Origin of the sequence: Streptomyces sp. WAC 06738 (assembly GCF_003945505.1) — a bacterium.
In the GTDB taxonomy this organism is placed as follows: Bacteria; Actinomycetota; Actinomycetes; order Streptomycetales; family Streptomycetaceae; genus Streptomyces.
In genome coordinates this window covers 274,703-292,981 of sequence record NZ_CP029618.1, presented here as the reverse complement: position 1 = coordinate 292,981, position 18,279 = coordinate 274,703, and the positions used below count along the sequence as shown (strand labels likewise).

The 18,279-nt window shown below is 74.9% G+C and carries 21 protein-coding genes; 12 read left to right on the top strand and 9 right to left on the bottom strand.

Features of this window, described 5'->3' with window-relative positions; translation table 11 throughout:
* The first annotated feature begins 31 nt into the window (after window positions 1-31).
* Entirely contained in the window at window positions 32-712 is a 681-nt protein-coding gene (locus DMB38_RS01080; protein WP_125938732.1) for a uracil-DNA glycosylase, read from the top strand.
* 49 nt (window positions 713-761) lie between these two features.
* Here the strand turns inward: DMB38_RS01080 and DMB38_RS01075 are convergent, their stop codons facing one another.
* On the bottom strand, window positions 762-1,256 hold the full coding sequence (locus tag DMB38_RS01075) for a hypothetical protein (protein WP_125933541.1): 495 nt from the start codon (window positions 1,254-1,256) through the stop codon (window positions 762-764).
* An 86-nt stretch (window positions 1,257-1,342) separates the two neighbouring features.
* The gene (locus tag DMB38_RS01070) at window positions 1,343-1,966 is read right to left on the bottom strand and encodes a TetR family transcriptional regulator (protein ID WP_125933540.1); all 624 of its coding nucleotides are present in this window, start codon (window positions 1,964-1,966) and stop codon (window positions 1,343-1,345) included.
* A gap of 99 nt (window positions 1,967-2,065) precedes the next feature.
* Between DMB38_RS01070 and DMB38_RS01065 the strand changes: the two genes are divergently transcribed.
* The 3 genes from DMB38_RS01065 to DMB38_RS01055 all read left to right on the top strand — a co-directional run bounded on the left by DMB38_RS01065 (window position 2,066) and on the right by DMB38_RS01055 (window position 5,508).
* Window positions 2,066-3,283, top strand: coding sequence for an FAD-dependent monooxygenase (locus DMB38_RS01065; RefSeq protein ID WP_125933539.1), 1,218 nt, complete (start codon window positions 2,066-2,068; stop codon window positions 3,281-3,283).
* 79 nt (window positions 3,284-3,362) lie between these two features.
* Entirely contained in the window at window positions 3,363-4,265 is a 903-nt protein-coding gene (locus DMB38_RS01060) for a Gfo/Idh/MocA family oxidoreductase (protein WP_125938731.1), read from the top strand.
* A 106-nt stretch (window positions 4,266-4,371) separates the two neighbouring features.
* Complete coding sequence (locus tag DMB38_RS01055) at window positions 4,372-5,508, top strand: CapA family protein (protein ID WP_125933538.1); 1,137 nt, start codon at window positions 4,372-4,374, stop codon at window positions 5,506-5,508.
* A gap of 30 nt (window positions 5,509-5,538) precedes the next feature.
* Here the strand turns inward: DMB38_RS01055 and DMB38_RS01050 are convergent, their stop codons facing one another.
* Entirely contained in the window at window positions 5,539-6,408 is an 870-nt protein-coding gene (locus DMB38_RS01050; RefSeq protein ID WP_125933537.1) for an undecaprenyl-diphosphate phosphatase, read from the bottom strand.
* Window positions 6,409-6,456: 48 nt separating this feature from the next.
* Window positions 6,457-7,272, bottom strand: coding sequence for a VTT domain-containing protein (locus DMB38_RS01045; protein ID WP_125933536.1), 816 nt, complete (start codon window positions 7,270-7,272; stop codon window positions 6,457-6,459).
* A gap of 74 nt (window positions 7,273-7,346) precedes the next feature.
* Between DMB38_RS01045 and DMB38_RS01040 the strand changes: the two genes are divergently transcribed.
* The 3 genes from DMB38_RS01040 (at window position 7,347) to DMB38_RS01030 (ending at window position 10,523) form a co-directional block, all read left to right on the top strand.
* Window positions 7,347-8,117: a DNA alkylation repair protein gene (locus DMB38_RS01040; RefSeq protein ID WP_125933535.1), complete on the top strand. Its 771-nt coding sequence runs from the start codon at window positions 7,347-7,349 to the stop codon at window positions 8,115-8,117.
* Between the two features lie 273 nt (window positions 8,118-8,390).
* Complete coding sequence (gene tuf, locus DMB38_RS01035; RefSeq protein WP_125933534.1) at window positions 8,391-9,560, top strand: elongation factor Tu; 1,170 nt, start codon at window positions 8,391-8,393, stop codon at window positions 9,558-9,560.
* 99 nt (window positions 9,561-9,659) lie between these two features.
* Window positions 9,660-10,523 carry a fused MFS/spermidine synthase gene (locus DMB38_RS01030; protein ID WP_125933533.1) on the top strand — a complete coding sequence of 288 codons (864 nt, stop codon included), beginning with the start codon at window positions 9,660-9,662 and terminating at the stop codon, window positions 10,521-10,523.
* Here the strand turns inward: DMB38_RS01030 and DMB38_RS01025 are convergent.
* Both DMB38_RS01025 and DMB38_RS01020 read right to left on the bottom strand, forming a co-directional pair.
* Window positions 10,454-11,896 carry an MFS transporter gene (locus DMB38_RS01025; protein WP_125933532.1) on the bottom strand — a complete coding sequence of 481 codons (1,443 nt, stop codon included), beginning with the start codon at window positions 11,894-11,896 and terminating at the stop codon, window positions 10,454-10,456. The two genes, DMB38_RS01030 and DMB38_RS01025, sit on opposite strands and share 70 nt — an antisense overlap.
* A gap of 51 nt (window positions 11,897-11,947) precedes the next feature.
* Complete coding sequence (locus DMB38_RS01020; RefSeq protein ID WP_125933531.1) at window positions 11,948-12,892, bottom strand: hypothetical protein; 945 nt, start codon at window positions 12,890-12,892, stop codon at window positions 11,948-11,950.
* Window positions 12,893-12,955: 63 nt separating this feature from the next.
* Between DMB38_RS01020 and DMB38_RS01015 the strand changes: the two genes are divergently transcribed.
* Window positions 12,956-13,408, top strand: a complete 453-nt coding sequence (locus tag DMB38_RS01015; protein ID WP_125933530.1) for a DUF4442 domain-containing protein — start codon at window positions 12,956-12,958, stop codon at window positions 13,406-13,408.
* 65 nt (window positions 13,409-13,473) lie between these two features.
* Here DMB38_RS01015 and DMB38_RS01010 read toward each other — a convergent pair whose 3' ends face one another.
* A complete protein-coding gene (locus DMB38_RS01010) occupies window positions 13,474-14,010 on the bottom strand; it encodes a gamma carbonic anhydrase family protein (protein WP_125933529.1) in 537 nt (178 codons plus the stop codon).
* A 143-nt stretch (window positions 14,011-14,153) separates the two neighbouring features.
* Between DMB38_RS01010 and DMB38_RS01005 the strand changes: the two genes are divergently transcribed.
* The gene (locus tag DMB38_RS01005) at window positions 14,154-14,834 is read left to right on the top strand and encodes an acyltransferase (protein ID WP_125933528.1); all 681 of its coding nucleotides are present in this window, start codon (window positions 14,154-14,156) and stop codon (window positions 14,832-14,834) included.
* Window positions 14,835-14,989: 155 nt separating this feature from the next.
* On the opposite strand, the gene DMB38_RS01000 is transcribed toward DMB38_RS01005, so the two are convergent.
* Complete coding sequence (locus DMB38_RS01000; RefSeq protein ID WP_164715902.1) at window positions 14,990-15,853, bottom strand: EamA family transporter; 864 nt, start codon at window positions 15,851-15,853, stop codon at window positions 14,990-14,992.
* A gap of 106 nt (window positions 15,854-15,959) precedes the next feature.
* Here DMB38_RS01000 and DMB38_RS00995 point away from each other — a divergent pair, with 106 nt between their 5' ends.
* Both DMB38_RS00995 and DMB38_RS00990 read left to right on the top strand, forming a co-directional pair.
* Window positions 15,960-16,532, top strand: a complete 573-nt coding sequence (locus DMB38_RS00995; RefSeq protein ID WP_047014370.1) for an XRE family transcriptional regulator — start codon at window positions 15,960-15,962, stop codon at window positions 16,530-16,532.
* 20 nt (window positions 16,533-16,552) lie between these two features.
* Window positions 16,553-17,107 carry a YbaK/EbsC family protein gene (locus tag DMB38_RS00990; protein WP_125933526.1) on the top strand — a complete coding sequence of 185 codons (555 nt, stop codon included), beginning with the start codon at window positions 16,553-16,555 and terminating at the stop codon, window positions 17,105-17,107.
* A 19-nt stretch (window positions 17,108-17,126) separates the two neighbouring features.
* On the opposite strand, the gene DMB38_RS00985 is transcribed toward DMB38_RS00990, so the two are convergent.
* Complete coding sequence (locus DMB38_RS00985) at window positions 17,127-17,534, bottom strand: CoA-binding protein (RefSeq protein ID WP_125933525.1); 408 nt, start codon at window positions 17,532-17,534, stop codon at window positions 17,127-17,129.
* Between the two features lie 84 nt (window positions 17,535-17,618).
* On the opposite strand from DMB38_RS00985, the gene DMB38_RS00980 reads away from it, so the two are divergent.
* Window positions 17,619-18,245 (top strand): YigZ family protein, encoded by a 627-nt coding sequence (locus DMB38_RS00980; RefSeq protein WP_125933524.1) that lies wholly within the window; start codon window positions 17,619-17,621, stop codon window positions 18,243-18,245.
* The last annotated feature ends 34 nt before the right edge of the window (window positions 18,246-18,279 follow it).

The window sequence follows — 18,279 nt, the reverse complement described above, 5'->3', positions numbered from 1 at the left end:
ACCGACCGGAGGTCCCTCACCCGTGTCCCCGATGCTGCCCCCGTCCTGGCAGGACGCCCTGGGCAAGGAGCTGGAAAAGCCCTACTTCACGCGCCTCGAGTCGTTCGTCGAGGAGGAGCGCGCCCGCGGCCCCGTGTACCCGCCGCGGGAGGAGGTCTTCGCCGCCCTCGACGCCACGCCGTACGAGAACGTGAAGGTGCTCGTCCTCGGCCAGGACCCGTACCACGGGGCGGGGCAGGGCCACGGGCTGTGCTTCTCGGTGCGTCCCGGGGTGCGCATCCCGCCCTCCCTGCGCAACATCTTCAAGGAACTGCGCGACGACCTCGGCCACCCCGTCCCGGACAACGGGTATCTGATGCCGTGGGCCGAGCAGGGCGTGCTCCTGCTGAACGCGGTGCTGACGGTGCGCGAGAGCGAGGCGAACTCGCACAAGGGCCAGGGCTGGGAGGAGTTCACCGACGCGGTGATCCGCGCCGTGGCGGAGCGGCCCGATCCGGCGGTGTTCGTGCTGTGGGGGGCGTACGCGCGCAAGAAGCTGCCGCTCATCGACACCGCGAGGCACGTGGTGGTCCAGGGGGCACACCCGTCGCCGCTGTCGGCGAAGAAGTTCTTCGGCTCGCGCCCGTTCTCGCAGATCGACGCGGCGGTGGCGGCGCACGGCCACGCGCCCATCGACTGGCGGATCCCGGACCTGGCCGCGGCCGGGGACTGAGGCCCGGCCGGGGACTCGTCCGTACGGGCCGGGGCCTGGCGGACGGCGGCTAGCGTTCGAGGTACTCCGTGCAGGCCGCGTCCTCCCGGCTGCCGGGGGCCCAGCGGCCGTAGTCCCCGGCGAGGCCGCACAGATCGACGGCCCCGCCGGAGGCGGCCGGTGTCCGGGGCAGCGGGGCCGGCTGTGCCGTACGGGCCGGGCGGCCCTGGCCCGCACGGGGAGCCGGTGCCTCCGGCGCCGGCGGGAGGCCGTCGCCAGGGGCGGAGGCGTCGGGCCGCTCCGCGCCCGCGGACGGTGGTGCCGGTGCCGCGGAGGTACGCCGCGGGCGCGGCCCCGGGCCGATCGTCGCCAGCTCCTCGCGCCCCGGCAGCGGAGATGCTGCCGGTCCTGGCGCGGCCGTGGCGCGCGACCCGGCGCCCGGGCCGTGGCGGGTCCCCGTGCCGGAGTCGGTGGCGGGTTGGGGGGAGACGGTCACGCAGCCGGCGACGGCGGCGAGCGTCGTGAGGCCGGTCAGCAGCGCGCCGGCGGCGGGAGTGGAGTGCACCCGGCCACACTGCTGTGCCCGGGGCCCCACCGGTACTCCCCGCAAGGGTGATGCCGGTCCCGCGGAGTTGCCGCTCCGCCCGGCGGTCAGCCGCCGAGCATGCCGCGCAGCAGGTCCTCGTACCCGGCGCGCAGCCGCGCCCTGGTCGGCGTGCGCGACCCGGTCACCCGGCCCGCCGTGTGCAGGAACATCATGCCGTCGGTCCAGGCGATGAGTTCCTGCGCGTGCCGTTCGGGGTCGGCCGATCCCCAGGCCGCGAGCAGCGCGTGGGCGGCATCGGCGAACGTGGTGCCCGCGCGGTCGTAGATCGCCCGCAGTTCGGGGCGCCGGGTGGCCTCCAGGGCGACTTCGTAGCGGGCCACGACCAGCGTGCGGTGCCGGGTGAGGAAGCGGTGCAGCAGTCCGGCCAGCGCGTCGGCGAGCGGACCCGGATCCGCGGCCGGCGGGGGCAGCTCGCCGACGCCCAGCACCCCGCCCTCGCGCTCCGCGAGGCGCTGGACGGTGAGTTCGAGGAGGGCGGCCCGGGTGCGCGCGCGGTTGGACGTGGAGCCCTGCGGCAGGCCCGCGGCCTCGTCCACGGCGCGGTGGGTCAGGCCCCGCATGCCGCGCTCGGCGAGCAGCGCGATGGCGGCGTCGGCGATGACCTCCTGCCGGGACGCGGCGGCGGGGGGAGGAGCGGCGGCGGGGGCAGGGGTGTTCGGGTCGGGCACGGCCCCAACCTATCGCCCGTGGCGGTCGCCACTACAGTCGTAGTTGCGCGCGTGGTACCCTCGGCCGCGTAACTACAGGTGTAGTTCCAGGAGGCTCCCTTGAAGCAGCCGCGCGCCCTCGTCATCGGCTCAGGACCCGGCGGGCTCACCGCCGCCGCCGCACTGCACCGCCGCGGCTGGTCCGTCACCGTGCTGGAGAAGGCCGCCTCGATCGAGCCCGTCGGCGCCGCCATCTCCCTCGCCGCCAACGCCCAGCGCGCCCTCGACGCCATCGGCGTCGGCGACGCCGTGCGCGACCTCGCCGCCTGGGAGGGGAGCGGCGGGCTGCGTACACCCGAAGGCCGCTGGCTCTCCCGTACCGACGCGGCGGCCCTCGCCGAGCGCTTCGGCGGCGGCATCGCCCTCGTGCACCGCGCCGACCTCGCGGCGCTGCTCACCGCCCGGCTGCCGGCCGGCGCCATCCGCACCGAAGCCGCCGCCGAGGTCGAGGACCCGGGCGGCCCCGGCGAGCCCGCGCGCGTCGCGGTGCCGGACGGCGTGCTGGAGGCCGAACTCGTCGTCGCCGCCGACGGCATCGGCTCCGCCGCCCGCAGCGCCCTCTTCCCCGGCCACCCCGGCCCCGCCTACGCCGGGTTCACCACCTGGCGGCTGGTCCTGCCCGCGCGGCCCGTCGCGTTCGCGCCCCACGAGACCTGGGGCCGCGGGGAGCTGTGGGGCTCGCAGCCGCTCGCCGACGGCCGCGTGTACGCCTACGCCGCCGCCCTCGCGCCCGCGGGCCGCCGCTCCCCGGACGGCGAACTGGCCGAACTCCGCCGCCGCTTCGCCGGCTGGCACGACCCGGTGCCCGCCATCCTGGCCGCGGCCGAGCCGGGCCAGGTGCTCCACCACGACGTGCGCTGGCTGGCCGAGCCGCTGCCCGCCTTCCACCGCGGCCGGGTCGCCCTCCTCGGCGACGCCGCCCACGCCATGACCCCGAACCTCGGCCAGGGCGGCAACCAGGCCGTCGAGGACGGCGTCGTCCTCGCCCACCACGCCGCCGCCGACCCCGCGGCCGTACCGGAGGCCCTGGAGCGCTACACCCGCGACCGCCTCCCGCGCACCCGCACCGTGGCGCTGCGCTCCGCCCGCGCCGGCCGCGTGATCAACCTGACGGGACCGCTCGCCGTACGCGCCCGCAACGCCCTCATCCGCGGCGTGGGACTGCTCGGGCCCCGCGTCGTGCTACGCGGGCTGGACGGCATCGCGGACTGGGAGCCGCCCGGCGGCGGCGCCGACCCGGGCGGCCCGTATGCTTCCCCCGCACAGGCGGCGCCCTGACGCAGGTCCTCCTGCGCGGCGGCGGTCCGCGTGCCGACGACCGGGGACGGGAGCGCACATGACCACGGGAGCCACGCCCCTGAAGGCCGGCGTGATCGGACTGGGCGACATCGCGCGCAAGGCGTACCTCCCGGTGCTCGCCTCGCTGCCCGGCGTCGAGCCGCACCTGCTCACCCGTACCCCCGCCACCCTCGACCGCGTCGGCGACGCCCACCGCATCCCGCACGCGCACCGCCACCGCGACCTCGGCTCGCTGCTCGCCGCCGGCCTCGACGCCGCGTTCGTGCACGCCCCCACCGAAGCGCACGTCGAGCTGGCCACCGCGCTGCTGGAGGCGGGCATACCCGTCTACGTCGACAAGCCGCTCGCGTACGACCTCGCCGGCGCCGAAGGGCTCACACGGCTCGCGGAGGAGCGCGGCGTCTCGCTGATGACCGGCTTCAACCGCCGCCACGCGCCCGGCTACGCGCAGTGCCTGGAGCACCCGCGCGAGCTGATCATCCTGCAGAAGCACCGCGTCGGGCTCCCCGAGGACCCCCGCACGATGGTCTTCGACGACTTCATCCACGTCGTGGACACGCTGCGCTTCCTCGCTCCCGCCCCCGTCGAGCAGGTCGACGTGCGCGCCCGCGTCCGCGACGGTCTCCTGCACCACGTCGTCCTGCAGTTGTCCGGCGACGGCTTCACCGCCATCGGCGCCATGAACAGGCTCTCGGGCTCCGCCGAGGAGATCCTGGAGGTGTCGGGGCAGGACACCAAGCGCGAGGTCCGCAACCTCGCCGAGGTGGTGGACCACAAGGGCCAGCCCAGCGTGCGGCGGCGCGGCGACTGGGTGCCGGTGGCCCGGCAGCGCGGCATCGAGCAGGTGGTGCTGGTGTTCCTGGACGCGGTACGGGCCGGGGAGGTGCTGAGCGCGCGGGACGCGCTCGCCACCCACGAGCTGTGCGAGCGCATCGTCCGCGAGGTGGGCCGGGCGGGTTGATGTCGCCACCCGTACGCCGGACACGGCCGGAGTGGTGAGCGGTTAATCATATGAAAAGGGGCAAGCTGCTTCCCGTTCGTGCTCCGACCGTACGAAGGGGGCGCCCATGCCCCGGCGCCGTATCCGGCTCACCGCAGCCGCAGGCACCGCCACCGCACTCGCCGCCGCCGCGGCGCTCCTCGCCGCGGGCTGCGGGTCCGCCGGCCGATCCGCCGCGCCCGCGGCGGCCGGGCCCGGCTCCGGCGCCCGCCCGTTCACGCTGCTGGCGACCGGCGACATCATCCCGTACCCCTCGATCATGACGCAGGCGGCCACGGACGCCGGGGACAAGGACTACGACTTCCGTCCCATGTTCGCCGCCGTCGCGCCCACCGTCGCCAAGGCGGACCTCGCGCTGTGCCATCTGGAGACCCCGCTCGGGCCGCGCGAGGGCCCGTTCACCGGCTACCCCTCGTTCCAGTCCCCGCCCGGCCTCGCCACCGCCCTGCGCGACGTCGGCTACGACGGCTGCTCCACCGCCTCCAACCACGCGCTCGACTCCGGCGCCGACGGCGTACGCCGCACCCTGGACGCCCTCGACGGCGCCGGCCTGCACTACGCCGGCACCGCCCGCACCCGCGCCGAGTCCGGCCGCGCCGCCCTGCTGTCGGCGGGCGGCGCCAAGGTCGCCCACCTCTCGTACACCTACGGCAGCAACGCCGGCGTCCCCGCCGACGCCCCCTGGTCCCTCGCGATGCTCGACCCCCACCGCGTCGTCGCCGACGCCCGCGCGGCCCGCCGTGCCGGGGCCGACGTGGTCGTCGTCAGCGCGCACTGGGGCACCGAGTGGCAGCAGGAACCGGACCTCGCCCAGCGGCGGCTCGCCGACCGGCTGACGCGCTCGCGGAGCGGCGGCCGCAAGGACATCGACCTGATCGTCGGCACCCACAACCACGTCCCGCAGCCGTACGAGAAGGTGAACGGCACCTGGGTCGTCTACGGCCTCGGCGACCAGGTCGCCAGCTTCATCCCGTCGATGTACCGCGGCAACGAGGGCTCCGCCGCCCGCTTCACCTTCACCCCCGCCCGCGACGGCTGGCGGGTGACCCGCGCGGAGTTCCTGGCCCAGCACGCGGAGACCGGGCCCCCGTTCCGCGTGGTGCCGGCGACGCCCGAGACGTACCCGGACGTCCACGCGCGGGTACGGGCCGCCGTCCTCAGCCGCGGCGCGGCGGAAGACGGCCTGACGGAGGCGTCGTTCTGACCCCGCGGGAAGGCCGCCGGCCCGCGCGGGTCAGTGGGCCGTGTCGCCGGCGTCCGGATCCAGGGCGCCGGCCGCGACCAGGGCGAAGATGAGGATGCCCAGCAGCACGCGGTAGATCACGAAGGGTGCGAAGCTGCGGGTGGTGATGAATCTCATAAACCATGCGATTACGGCATATCCGACAAGGAAGGCGATAACTGTCGCGGCCACGGTCGCGCCCCAGTTCATGTGCGTCGCCCCGGGCACCTTCCTCAGCTCGAAGAGCCCGGAGGCGAGCACCGCGGGAATGGCCAGCAGGAACGAATACCTGGCCGCCGCCTCGCGGTTGTAGTTCAGGAACAGGCCGCCGGTGATCGTCGCGCCCGACCGTGAGACGCCCGGCACCAGCGCCAGCGCCTGGGCGAAGCCGAAGAGCAGGCCGTCGCGGGTGTTGAGGTCCGTCAGCTCCTTGCGCTTCACGGCCGCGCGGTGCCGGCCGCCGCCGGTGGAGGCGCGCCAGTCGGCGAAGCCGAGCAGCAGGCCCATCACGATGAGCGTGGTGGCGATCAGCCGCAGATCCCGGAAGGGGCCCTCGATCGACTCCTGGAACGTCAGCCCCAGCACCCCGATGGGGATCGAGCCGACGATGACCAGCCAGCCCATCTTGGCGTCGTGGTCGGAGCGCATCGCCTTGTTCGTCAGCGAACGGCACCAGGCGGAGACGATCCGCGCGATGTCCTTGCGGAAGTAGATCAGCACGGCGGTCTCGGTGCCGATCTGGGTGATCGCGGTGAAGGCCGCGCCCGGGTCCTCCCAGCCGGCGAAGGCCGCCGTGAGCCGGAGGTGGGCGCTGGAGGAGATCGGCAGGAATTCCGTCAGCCCTTGGACGAGTCCGAGGATGACTGCTTCGATCCAGCTCATACGGGGCTGCACATGTCCTTGAGTTCGGCCGACGGGTTGGAGGAGATGTTAAGGCCCCGACATGAGGCGCTTGGCCCCAGGGTCGGCTGCGGCCATGCCCGCGAGCCCCGCGGCGGGCTCTTCCGTGGCCGTGGCGGAAGAGATCACTCCGCCCGGGGCGGTCCGGCGGCCCGAGCGCCGGCGGCGGCGCATGGCGAGCGCGGCGCCGCCCGCCATGCTGGCGACGATGAAGCCGAGGGCCCCGAGGAAGACGGGGGAGAGCGGGTCGGAGGCCCGGCTGCCGGCGATCACGTACGCGGCGGTGTTCGGCACGCAGCCCACGGCGGTGGCCACCAGGAACGGCGTCCAGTTCATCCGGGAGACCGCGGCGGCATAGTTCACGCCCGCGAACGGCACGCCGGGGAAGGTGCGCAGCACCAGCATGGAGCGGAAGCTGTGCCGGCTGAGCTGCCGGTCCGCCGCCGTCAGCAGCCGCCCGCGCAGCAGCGGGCGCAGCGCGTCCTGGCCGAGGAGCCGGCCTATGCCGAACGCGACGCCCGCGCCCAGCACCGTGCCCGACACCGACCCGGCCAGGCCCGCCTGGGCGCCGAAGAGCGTGCCGGAGGCGAGGTTGAGCAGCGGCCGCGGTACGAGAGCCGCGGTGCACAGCCCGTACGCGACGGCGAAGAGGAGCACCGCGGACAGGCCGGTGAACTGGGGCGGCAGGCCGTCGGTCAGCAGCCGGTGCGGCCGCCACACGATCACCGCGACCGCCGCGCCGGCGAGCAGCACCAGGAGGAGGGCGAGCCGGGAGCGGGGGGACAACAGGGCCCGGCCGCAGCGGACGGCGCGGCCGGCGACGGGCGCCTCTGCGGTTTCGGGCACGGTGGGAGCCTAACCGACGGGGCCGTCACCCCACCGTGACGTCCCCCTCAACTCCGGTCGCTATCGTGGGCGTCATGCCCCAGCAGCACCCCGGTGCCGCCGCAGCCCCCGACGTCCCGGCAGCCCCGGAGGCCACGGCGGGTGCGGGCGCCCCGGTGGTCCCCGGAAGTCCTCTCGCCGACACCGTCCTCGACCGCCTCACCGCCGCCTACCCCGGGGCCGCCGACCCCGAGCGCGCCGCGCGGTCGGCCGCGTATCTGCGCGGCGTCGCCCCGTTCCTCGGCATCCCCGCGCCCCGCCGCCGTGAGCTGTCCCGCGCCGTCCTCGCCGGCACGGCGCGTCCCGCCGAGGCGGACTGCGTGGCGATCGCGCTGCGCTGCTGGCGGTTGCCGGAGCGCGAGTACCACTACTTCGCCGTCGACTACCTCCGCCGCCACGTGCGCCGCTGCTCCTCCGGGTCGCTGCCCGCCGTACGCCACCTCATCGTCACGACCTCCTGGTGGGACACCGTCGACGCGCTCGCCGCACACGTCGTCGGCGGCCTCGTCGCCGCCGATCCCGCGCTTGCCCGCGCCATGGACGAGTGGATCGAGGACGGCGACCTGTGGGTCGCCCGCACCGCCCTGCTGCACCAACTGCGCTTCAAGGACGCCACCGACACCGGCCGGCTCTTCGGCTACTGCCTACGCCGCGCCGGCCACCGCGACTTCTTCGTCCGCAAGGCCATCGGCTGGTGCCTGCGCGAGTACGCGAAGACCGACCCGCGGGCCGTCCGTGCCTTCGTCGACGCCCACCGCGCCGAACTCTCCCCGCTGTCCGTACGCGAGGCGCTCAGGCACTTCTGACCGGGCCCGCGGCCTGCGGCCGGAAAACCGGTCGACGCACGCGGGACCCGTACCCGATCATGGCGGGCATGTTCCGGTACGCCTTCCTCGCGCACACGTCCGCGGCAGCGGACGCGCTGAAGGCTGTGCCGGCCGCACTCGCGGCAGTGCCGGCAGCCGCAGCCGACGGCGCCCGAATCCGCCCCTTCCCGTGATCGCACCAGCGGACCCCAGCGGGGGAGGGCCGGCCAGGCCCGGGGTCCGCGCAGCCACTGCGATCCGCGAGGAAGAACCATGCCCAAGCAGGCGTACGTGCGCACGAAGCCGCACGTCAACATCGGCACGATGGGGCACGTCGACCACGGCAAGACCACGCTGACGGCCGCGATCACCAAGGTGCTCAGCGACCGCGGCACCGGCACCTTCGTCCCGTTCGAGCGCATCGACCGGGCGCCGGAGGAGTCCGTGCGCGGAATCACCATCAACATCGCGCACGTCGAGTACGAGACGGCGACCCGCCACTACGCGCACGTCGACATGCCGGGCCACGCCGACTACGTGAAGAACATGGTCACGGGCGCGGCCCAGCTCGACGGGGCGATCCTGGTGATCTCCGCGGCCGACGGCGTCATGCCGCAGACCGCGGAGCACGTGCTGCTCGCCCGCCAGGTGGGCGTACGGCACGTGGTCGTCGCGCTCAACAAGGCCGACGCCGGCGACCCCGAGCTGACCGACCTCGTCGAGCTGGAGGTCCGCGAGTTGCTGACCAAGCACGGCTACCCGGGCGAGGAGGTGCCCGTGGTCCGCGTCTCCGGGCTGCGCGCGCTCGAGGGCGACCCGGCGTGGACCCAGGCGATCGTGGACCTGCTCGACGCGGTGGACACCTACGTGCCCATGCCCGAGCGGCACCTGGACGCGCCGTTCCTGCTGCCGGTGGAGAACGTGCTCACCATCACCGGCCGCGGCACGGTCGTCACCGGCGCCGTCGAGCGCGGCACGGTGCGCGTCGGGGACCGGGTGCAGGTGCTCGGCGCCGACGTCGAGACGGTCGTCACCGGTCTGGAGACCTTCGGCAAGCCGATGGACTCCGCGCAGGCCGGCGACAACGTCGCGCTGCTGCTGCGCGGCGTCGCGCGCGACGCGGTGCGCCGCGGGCACGTCGTCGCCGCGCCGGGCAGCGTCGTGCCGCGGCGGCGGTTCACCGCCGAGGTGTACGTGCTGTCCGCCGCCGAGGGCGGCCGGCGTACGGCCGTCTCGACGGGCTACCGGCCGCAGTTCTACATCAGGACCGCGGACGTCGTCGGCGACGTCGACCTCGGCGCGACGGGCGTCGCCAGGCCGGGCGACACCGTCGCGATGACGGTCGAACTGGGCCGCGAGGTGCCGCTGGAAGTGGGGCTCGGCTTCGCGATCCGCGAGGGCGGGCGCACGGTCGGCGCGGGCACCGTCACCGGGCTGGACTGACCCGGCGCGGGCCGGGCCCGGCCCGCCGCCCGCCTTCCGTACCCGCGCATCCGCGCATCCGGGTACGGAAGGCGGGCCTCCTCCGCCACAATGGCCGGTGTGGAGGAGCCCGTCCCCGTCGTCGCCGCCGTGGACGGCGGCACCGCGAGGCTGCTGCCGGACGTCGACCGCCCCCGCGCGTACCTGCTCACGGTCGAGGGCGCCCCGCAGTCGTATGTGGACCTCGACGACGCCACGCACCTGGAGTTCGAGTACGCGCGCCGCCTCGCGCACGTCGTGGACCTCGGCTTCCCGCCCGGCCGCCCGCTGGACGCCGTGCACCTCGGCGGCGGCGCGCTGACCCTGCCCCGGTACGTGGCGGCGACGCGCCCCGGTTCCCGGCAGGAGGTCGCCGAATCCGACCGCGGGGTGATCGCCCTGGTCGCCGGGCATCTGCCGCTGCCGGAGGACTGCGGCGTCACCGTACGGCCCCTCGACGCCCGCGCCGCGCTGGAACAGCGCCCGGCGGCGAGCTGCGACCTGGTCATCGCCGACGTCTACGGCGGTGCGCGGGTGCCCGCGCACGTCGCGTCGCTGGAGTTCGTCTCCGCCGCCGCCCGCGCGCTGCGCCCGGACGGGCTGTACGTCGCGAACCTCGCCGACAGCGCGCCGTTCCGCTTCCTCGGCTCCCAACTGGCCACCGCCGCGGCCGTCTTCCCCGAGCTCTGCCTGATCGCCGAGCCGTCGGTGCTGCGCGGCCGCCGCTTCGGCAACATCCTGGTGGTGGCGGCGGAGCACGGCGCCAAGGCCGGTCGCGGGCTGCCGCTCGCGGAGCTGGCCCGGCGCACCGCGGCCGACCCGTTCCCCGCCCGCGTCGAGTACGGGCCGGCGCTGCGGCGGCTGATGGCGGGCGCTCAGCCGGTCGGGGACGCCGACGCCGTGCCGTCGCCCGAGCCGCCGGACGGCGCCTTCACGATCGGCTGATCCACCGGCTGCTCCCCGTCCGCGGCGCCGCCCGTACCGTTCCCGGCGTCCGTGCCGCCGCCGCGGTCCGTGCCCGCGGATCCGGCCGCCGCCTGTTCCGTACGCCGCCGCAACTGCCGTACGTCCGGCACCGACAGCACCGCCGCGGTGAGCGCGACCACCAGCGCCGCGCAGCCCCACAGCGCCGCCGACCGGCCCACGAGGTCCTGCACCGGCCCGGCGAGCGCGGTGGTGACCGGGATGAGCGCGATCGAGCCCAGCCAGTCGTACGACGAGACCCGCGACAGCTTGTCCTCGGGGATCTCCTGGTGCAGCGCCATCATCCACGCCACCGCGAAGACCTCGATGCACGCGCCGGAGACGAACATCACCGCCGCGAGCCACGCCACCGGCAGCGGCACCGCCAGCGCAGCGGGCGGCAGCGCGAACGGGAAGACGCACAGAACCCCGGCGAGCAGCACCCGCCGCGGCTTCCAGCGGGTCATCACCAGCGCCCCGGCCAGCGTCCCGGCGGCGAAGGCGCCCATCGCCAGGCCCCACGGCTCCGCGCCGCCCAGGTGCTCGCGGGCCACCAGCGGCCCGTAGACCGCCTCCGCGGCGGCCACCACGGCGTTGACGACCGCGAACTGCAGCACGATCGACCACAGCCAGGGCCGCCCCGTCACCTCCCGCCAGCCGACCTTCAGATCCGCGACGATGCTGCCGCCGGGCCGCCGCTCGGGGATGCCGCTGACGTCGAGGAAAGCCCGCAGCGCCGCGGCGACGGCGAACGCGGCCGCGTCCACGGCCAGCACCCACCCCGGCCCCACGGCGGCGACCATGGCGCCGCCGAGCGCGGCCCCGCCGATGCCGGCGCCGTTGATGCCGACGCGGAAGAGCGCGAAGGCGCGGCCCGCCTGCTCGCCGGTGACCGAGGAGAGCACCATGCCCTCGGCGGCGGGGGCGAAGAACGCGTGCCCCGTACCGCCGACCGCCGACAGCAGCACCATCTGCCAGACCTGCGCCTGGTCGGTGATCACCAGCGCCGCGAAGACGCCCTGCGAGGTGCAGTTCACGGTGTTCGCGACGACCATGACGCGGTGCCGCGGGATCCGGTCGGCGACCGCGCCGCCGAGGAGCACGAAGACGATCAGCGCGGTCGTCCGCGCCGCCGCCACCAGGCCGACGTCGGTGGCGGAGCCGCCGGCTTCGAGGACCGCGAACGCCGAGGCGATCAGCGCGCCGGAGGCGCCGAGGTTCGTGATCACCGCGGCGAGGGAGAGCAGCGTGTAGTTGCGCCCGGCCCAGCGGCGGCGCGGCCCAGGAGCGGAGGCGGCGGAGGCCCGTACGGGATCCGGCGGGGAATCGGCGTCGGGCGCGGGGGGACGGGTCACCCGCGGACTATGCCGGGCCCGCCGCCGCGCCGCAACCGGAATTCGCCGCGGTCAGCCCTCCAGCGGGCGCAGGCTGTCCATGATCTTGGCGATGGTGTCCTCGGGCACCTCGTCGTCCACGCCCGTGTCGGTGTAGAGCACCCAGGTGGCGAACTCGCCGTTGACGTCGGTGTAGGTGAACGCGACGACCTTGCCGTCCGCCGAGCACTTGGTCTCGCGCGGCACGCCGGTGACGGTCGCGGTGGCCATGTGCCCCTTCAGGCCGTGCTTGCTGGAGAACGCCACCGGCTCGGTCTGCTTGACGGTCGCCTTCTTGCTGGTGTTGAAGGCGGCCTCGGCCCAGGCGCCGGCCTCGTTCTCGACGGCCTCCTTGGTGTTCTTCGCGCCGATGCCGCCCTTGGTGCCGGCGCCCGCGCGGCTGGCGTACTTGCAGATGCCGTCCTTGTAGAGCGCGGCCCCCGTCATCGACACCAGCGGTCCCGAGTCGTCCTCGAAGCCGATGGTCATGGTCGGGGACTGCACCTCCCACTCCGGCGGCACGTCGTAGACGTTGTGGCGCTTGGCGTTGTAGACGGCCTTCCAGCCGGAGACGACCGGTTCGATCTTCTGGTCGTCGGCGACGCCGCGCGGGTTGTCGGGGTCGTCCTGCAGTACGGGCTTCTCCGACGGGGACGGCGAGGCCGACGCGGAGGGCGAACCGCCGCCGCCACCGGGACTCGCCTTGCCTCCGCCGCCGTCGTCCTCGTTGAGGAGCACCACGCCTGTCACGGCCGCCGCGGCGATCACGGCCACGGCGCCGATTATGGCGACGGCGACGCGGGGGGTCGTGCCGCTCTTGCCGGGCACCGGCGCACCGGGCTGCGTGCTCTGGCCCCACTGCTCCTGCTGGTGCTGCTGCTGTCCGTCGTAGCCCTGCGGGCCGTGCGGGGCGGGCTGTTGCTGATACGGGTTCGGCTGCTGGTGCTGCTCGCCCCCGGGCTGCTGTCCTGGCCACATGCGGAACAACATAGCTGGCGACGGGGAGTGGCCACACTTATTACCCGTTGGTAACGTGGCCGCATGTCAGACACCATGCCGCCGCTGGGCGAGCTCCTTCAGGCATCGGTTCCCATGGTCCGCACGCTCGGCCTGATCTACGACGAGATCACGCCGGAGTCCGCCACCCTCCGCTTCCCCGACCGGCCCGAGTACCGCAACCACGTCGGCGGCCCCCACGCCGGCGCGATGTTCACCCTGGCCGAGTCGGCGACAGGCGCCGTCGTACTCGCCGCGTTCGGCGACCAGATGGAGCGGGCCGTGCCGCTGCCGGTGCGGGCCGAGATCGACTTCCTGAAGGTCGCCAGGGGCGACGTCACCGCCAAGGCGCGGCTGGGCCGGCCGATTGCCGAGGTCGTGGCCGAACTCGACGCCGGGAAGCGGCCGGAGTTCCCCGTCGAGGTCGACATCGTCCGCGGGGACGGCGCCGTGAGCGGGCGGATGACGGTGCTGTGGACGCTGCGCCCCCACGACTGAGGGCCGCGGTCGCGGCCCCGGCCGCCGCGGGTGCCGAACGCACCGGCGGCCGGGGACCTCGCGGCTCAGCCGCCCAGGGACTCGCGGTGCACCTGCGTCAGGGCCACGTAACCCGCGCCGTTGAGGCGGATGTGCTCGCGCTCCTCGTCCGTCAGCGGCCGCTTCACCTTCGCCGGCACTCCGGCGACCAGCGAACCCGGCGGCACCTCCATGCCCTGCGGCACCAGCGCCTGCGCGGCCACCAGCGAACCGGAGCCGATCACGGCCCCGTTGAGCAGCGTCGCGCCCATGCCGACGAGCACGTCGTCGCCGACGGTGCAGCCGTGCACCACCGCGTTGTGGCCGACGGTCACGCGCTCGCCGATGACCACGGGAAAGCCCGGGTCGGCGTGGACCGTGCAGTTGTCCTGCACGTTGCTGCCCGCGCCCAGGGAGATCGACTCGCAGTCGCCGCGCAGCACGGCGTTGTACCAGACGCTGGCCTCCGCGCCGAGGGTCACGTCCCCGACCACCACCGCGGTCGCGGCCACGTACGCCTTCGGGTCCACCGCGGGCTCCCGCCCGCCCACCGCCGCGATCAGCGGCTCCGGCCGTCCTGACATGTCGTCCGCTCCCGGTGCTCGCGGCGGCCCGCGCCGCCCGCCGTCATACGTCCTGGTGAGCCGCCGGCGGCCCGTCGCCGTCCGGGGCCGCGGCCGCGCTCGCTCAGAGCGTAGGCGAGAGACGGGAGGGGTACGGTGACCGGGTGCCGAACCCGCAGCGCGACTCCGTGACGAGCAGGCTGCTCTCGCGCGCCGTGCACCGCGGCTGGCGGTGGGTGCGGAGCACCGGCGCGGTGAGCGCGGCGCGCCCCGGCCCGTACCGCTTCCGGCGGCTCGGCGCCGGCACGGTCCTCGCCTTCCCGCAGGGCACGATCTTCGGCGAGCGGCGGATCGAGCTGGGCGCGCACTGCATCATCGGCGAGCAGGTGACGCTCACCGTCGGCCTCGCGCCGGACGCCCCGCTCGGCCCGGACACCGCCGTACGGCTCGGCGACGGCGTCGTGCTGGGCCGGGGCAGCCATGTGATCGCCGACCTGCCCGTCACCATCGGCGACGACGTCTTCTGCGGCCCGTACGTGTACGTCACCTCGACGAACCACAGTTATGACGACCCGCACGAGCCGGTCGGCAAGCAGTGGCCGCGCTCCGCGCCGGTGGAGATCGGCGCGGGCAGTTGGCTGGGCGCGGGCGCGCTGATCCTGCCCGGCGCCCGGCTCGGCCGCAACGTGGTCGTCGCCGCCGGGTCCGTGGTGCGCGGCGAGGTGCCGGACCATGCGGTCGTCGCCGGCGCGCCCGCCCGGATCGTACGCCGCTGGAACCCCGAGTCCGGCTGGCACCCGCCGCTGCGCCCCGCGCCACCGGGCACCCTGGAGACCGCGACATGACCGCGACCGGCCGGCACCCGGGGAGGGGCGCCGTATGAGCACGGACCGCAAGCTGTGGATCGTCCTGGTCGTCGTGCTGTCCCTGCACGCCTTCGGGCTGCTGCTCTACACGATCCGCAACCACTTCTGAGCCGCGCCCGGCGGCGCGAAGCGCCTCAGCCCGACGCCAGCAGCACCGTCCCGGCCAGCGCCAGACCCGCGCCCGCCGCCTGCACGGCGCGCAGCTTCTCCCGCAGCACGCCCCGCGCCGCCAGCGCCGTGACCACCGGATACAGCGACGACAGCACCGCCGCCAGGGTCACCGGGCCGTGCTGCGCGGCTATCGCATACGTCCCGTTGGCCGCGACGTCCGCCAGGCCCACGAACACCAGCCCCGGCGCCGCCGCCCGTATCGTGTCCCAGCCGCCCTCCGGCAGCGCCGCGCCGCCCCGGCGCACCGCCGCGTACAGCGCGGCCCCGCCCACCACCACGTTCACCGCGCGCTGCACGAACAGCGCGAGGAAGAGCCCGGTGACCGTCGTGGACGCCTCGGCGATGAAGGCGAAGACCGCCCCGAAACCCGCCGCCGCGCCCAGCGTCAGCAGCAGCGTCCGCCGCGCCACCGGGGCACCCCGCACCGGACCGGACGCCAGCACCACACCGGCCAGCGCGAGGGCGCCGCCCGCGTACTGCACCGGGCCCGGCCGCTCCCCGTACGCCACGAGGCCCACGCCGAACGGCACCAGCACGGCCATCGAGGCGAGCGGCGAGACCACGCCCATCGGCCCGCGGGCCAGCGCGCTGTAGAAGCAGATCATCGCGACCGGCCCGGCGACGCCGGCCGCGACCGCGAACCACAGCAGTGGACCGGCCTCGCTCCAGGCGCCGGTCGCCACCACCACGCCGCCCAGCACCACCGTCGCGGCGATCTGCGAGAGCACGACCACGGTGAGGGCGGGCGTGCGCCGGCTCAGCACCCCGCCGCCGAAGTCGGCCAGCCCGTAGAGGATGCTGGTGGCCAAGGCGAAGAGTGCCGTCACGACGAAGCCCCCCGAGTACACTGTGATGAACGCTGTGGTTCTCTGCAGTGTAGTTCAGTGCACTGGACGACCGCATCAAAAATATTGGACGGAGTTGGACGGAGCCTTGGCGGATTTCGACGTCCTCACCCACGCGCTCGCCAGGAACCTCAAGCACTGGCGCAACGAGCGCGGCTTCACCCTGGACTCGCTGGCCGGCCGCTCCGGCGTCAGCCGCGGGATGATCATCCAGATAGAGCAGGCGCGTACGAACCCCAGCGTCGGCACAACGGTCAAACTCGCCGACGCCCTCGGCATCAGCATCACGACGCTGCTGGACTACGAGCACGGCCCCGAGGTGCAGCTCGTGCCGCCGCACCGGGCCGTGCGGATGTGGACGACGAAGGCCGGCAGCGCCAGCCGGCTGCTCGTCGGGACGCAGAGCCCCGGCCCGTTCGAGATGTGGTCCTGGCGGCTCATGCCCGGCGACGGCAGCGGCTCCGACCCGCACCCCGCGGGCACCACCGAGCTGCTGCACGTGACCGCGGGGGAGCTGACGCTCGTCGTCGCCGGCACCGCGCACCTGGTGCCCGCCGGCACGTCCGCGAGCTTCGAGGCGAGCGCCCCGCACGCGTACCGGAACGAGGGCCGGGACCCGGTGGAGCTGGTGATGGCGGTCTCGGTACCGCCCGCGCGCTGAGGCGGGTTAAGGTCACGGACATGCGCGCACCCATCGGAGCCTTCGACGACGCCGCCCCCGCCACCGAGCGCCTCGACCTGCTCGCCGGCCCCGTCGCGGCCGCCCTGCGCGGCTGGCAGGGCGCCGTCCCCGCCGCCGAACTGGTGCACGTCGACTCCGACCCCGAGCTCGCCGATACGGCCGTCTTCTGCGAGGCGTACGGGCAGGAGCTGCTGGAGCAGTCCGCGAACTGCGTCGTCGTCGCCGGGAAGCGCGGCGGGAACGTCACCCTCGCCGCCTGCGTCGTGCTCTCCACCACCCGCGTCGACGTCAACGGCACCGTGCGGCGCCATCTCGGCGTGCGCAAGGCGTCGTTCGCGCCCGCCGGCACCGCCACCGCGGAGACCGGCATGGAGTACGGCGGCATCACGCCGGTCGGGCTGCCGGAGAGCTGGCCGATCCTCGTGGACGCCCGGGTCGCGGACGCGCCGCACCTGGTCGTCGGCAGCGGCCGGCGGCGCGGCAAGCTCATCGTGCCCGGCAAGGCGCTGGCCGGACTGCCGGGCGCCGTGGTCCTCGACGGACTCGGCGCCTGACCCGTCCCCCGGCCTCCGCTCAGCCGAGCAGGGGGATCTCGATGGCCGGGCAGCGGTTCATCACCATGTCCAGACCGGCCGCGCGCACCCGTTCGTACGCGCCCTCGTCGATCACGTCGAGCTGGAACCAGACCGCCTTCGCGCCGACCGCGACCGCTTCGTCGGCCACGCCGCCGGCCAGGTCGCTGTTGACGAAGACGTCGACCACGTCGACGGGGAAGGGAATGTCCGCGAGTGAGGCGTACCCCTGCTCGCCGTGCACCGTCTCCGCCTTCGGGTGCACCGGGACGATGCGCTTGCCGAAGCGCTGGAGGACCCGGGACACGCCATAGGCCGCGCGTGAGGGGTTGCCGGACAGACCGACCACCGCCCAGGTGTCGCCGGTCGAGGTCAGAATCCTGCGGATGGTCTCCTGGTCTGCGTACATGATCCTCACAACGACGCGGGCCCGGCCCGGATTCCCGCGGGCGGCCGGGCGTGGGGACGGCGGGAGCGCGGCTAGGGTGGCGGGATGCGCGAGGGGTACCTGACCGTCGCCCGGGCGGGCGTGCACGAGACCGAGGTGAACCGCTCCCGGTTCGTCTGCACCCTCGCCCCCGCGGCCACAGAGGCCGAGGCGCAGGCCGTCCTCGCCCGGGTGCGCGCCGCGTACCCCGACGCCACGCACCACTGCTTCGCGTACGTCATCGGCGCCGACGCCGGCGTGCAGAAGTCCGGCGACGACGGCGAACCCGGCGGCACCGCCGGGCTGCCCATGGTGCAACTGCTGCTCCGCCGCGAACTGCGCTACGTCGTCGCCGTCGTCGCCCGCTACTTCGGCGGCACCAAGCTCGGCGCCGGCGGCCTCATCCGCGCCTACGGCGGCGCGGTCGGCGCCGCCGTGGACGCGCTCGGCACCGTGACGCGGCTGCGGATGCGGCTGGTCACCGTCACCGTCGACCACGGGCGGGCCGGCAAGGTACTCGGCCACCTGCACGCCGCGGGGCGCGACGTACGGGGCGTGGCGTACGGCGAGAGCGTCGCGATCGAGGTCGCCGTGCCCGCCGCGGAACTGGACGCCTTCCGCTCCTGGCTGGCCGACGCCACCGCGGGGAGCGCCGAACTCCGGCCCGGCGACGAGGTGTACGGCACCGGGTGAGACGCCTGTGCAGAGCCGGGTTGTCGTACCCCGC

Excerpts from the sequence above, each read along its gene's own strand:
- DMB38_RS01010 (WP_125933529.1), bottom strand. The coding sequence starts at position 14,010 with ATGTCAGGACGGCCGGAGCCGCTGATCGCGGCGGTGGGCGGGCGGGAG.
- DMB38_RS00985 (WP_125933525.1), bottom strand. The coding sequence starts at position 17,534 with ATGTACGCAGACCAGGAGACCATCCGCAGGATTCTGACCTCGACCGGC.
- DMB38_RS01020 (WP_125933531.1), bottom strand. The coding sequence starts at position 12,892 with ATGTGGCCAGGACAGCAGCCCGGGGGCGAGCAGCACCAGCAGCCGAAC.
- DMB38_RS01040 (WP_125933535.1), top strand. The coding sequence starts at position 7,347 with ATGCCCCAGCAGCACCCCGGTGCCGCCGCAGCCCCCGACGTCCCGGCA.
- DMB38_RS00980 (WP_125933524.1), top strand. The coding sequence starts at position 17,619 with ATGCGCGAGGGGTACCTGACCGTCGCCCGGGCGGGCGTGCACGAGACC.
- DMB38_RS01080 (WP_125938732.1), top strand. The coding sequence starts at position 32 with ATGCTGCCCCCGTCCTGGCAGGACGCCCTGGGCAAGGAGCTGGAAAAG.
- tuf (WP_125933534.1), top strand. The coding sequence starts at position 8,391 with ATGCCCAAGCAGGCGTACGTGCGCACGAAGCCGCACGTCAACATCGGC.
- DMB38_RS00990 (WP_125933526.1), top strand. The coding sequence starts at position 16,553 with ATGCGCGCACCCATCGGAGCCTTCGACGACGCCGCCCCCGCCACCGAG.
- DMB38_RS01015 (WP_125933530.1), top strand. The coding sequence starts at position 12,956 with ATGTCAGACACCATGCCGCCGCTGGGCGAGCTCCTTCAGGCATCGGTT.
- DMB38_RS01050 (WP_125933537.1), bottom strand. The coding sequence starts at position 6,408 with ATGAGCTGGATCGAAGCAGTCATCCTCGGACTCGTCCAAGGGCTGACG.
- DMB38_RS01055 (WP_125933538.1), top strand. The coding sequence starts at position 4,372 with ATGCCCCGGCGCCGTATCCGGCTCACCGCAGCCGCAGGCACCGCCACC.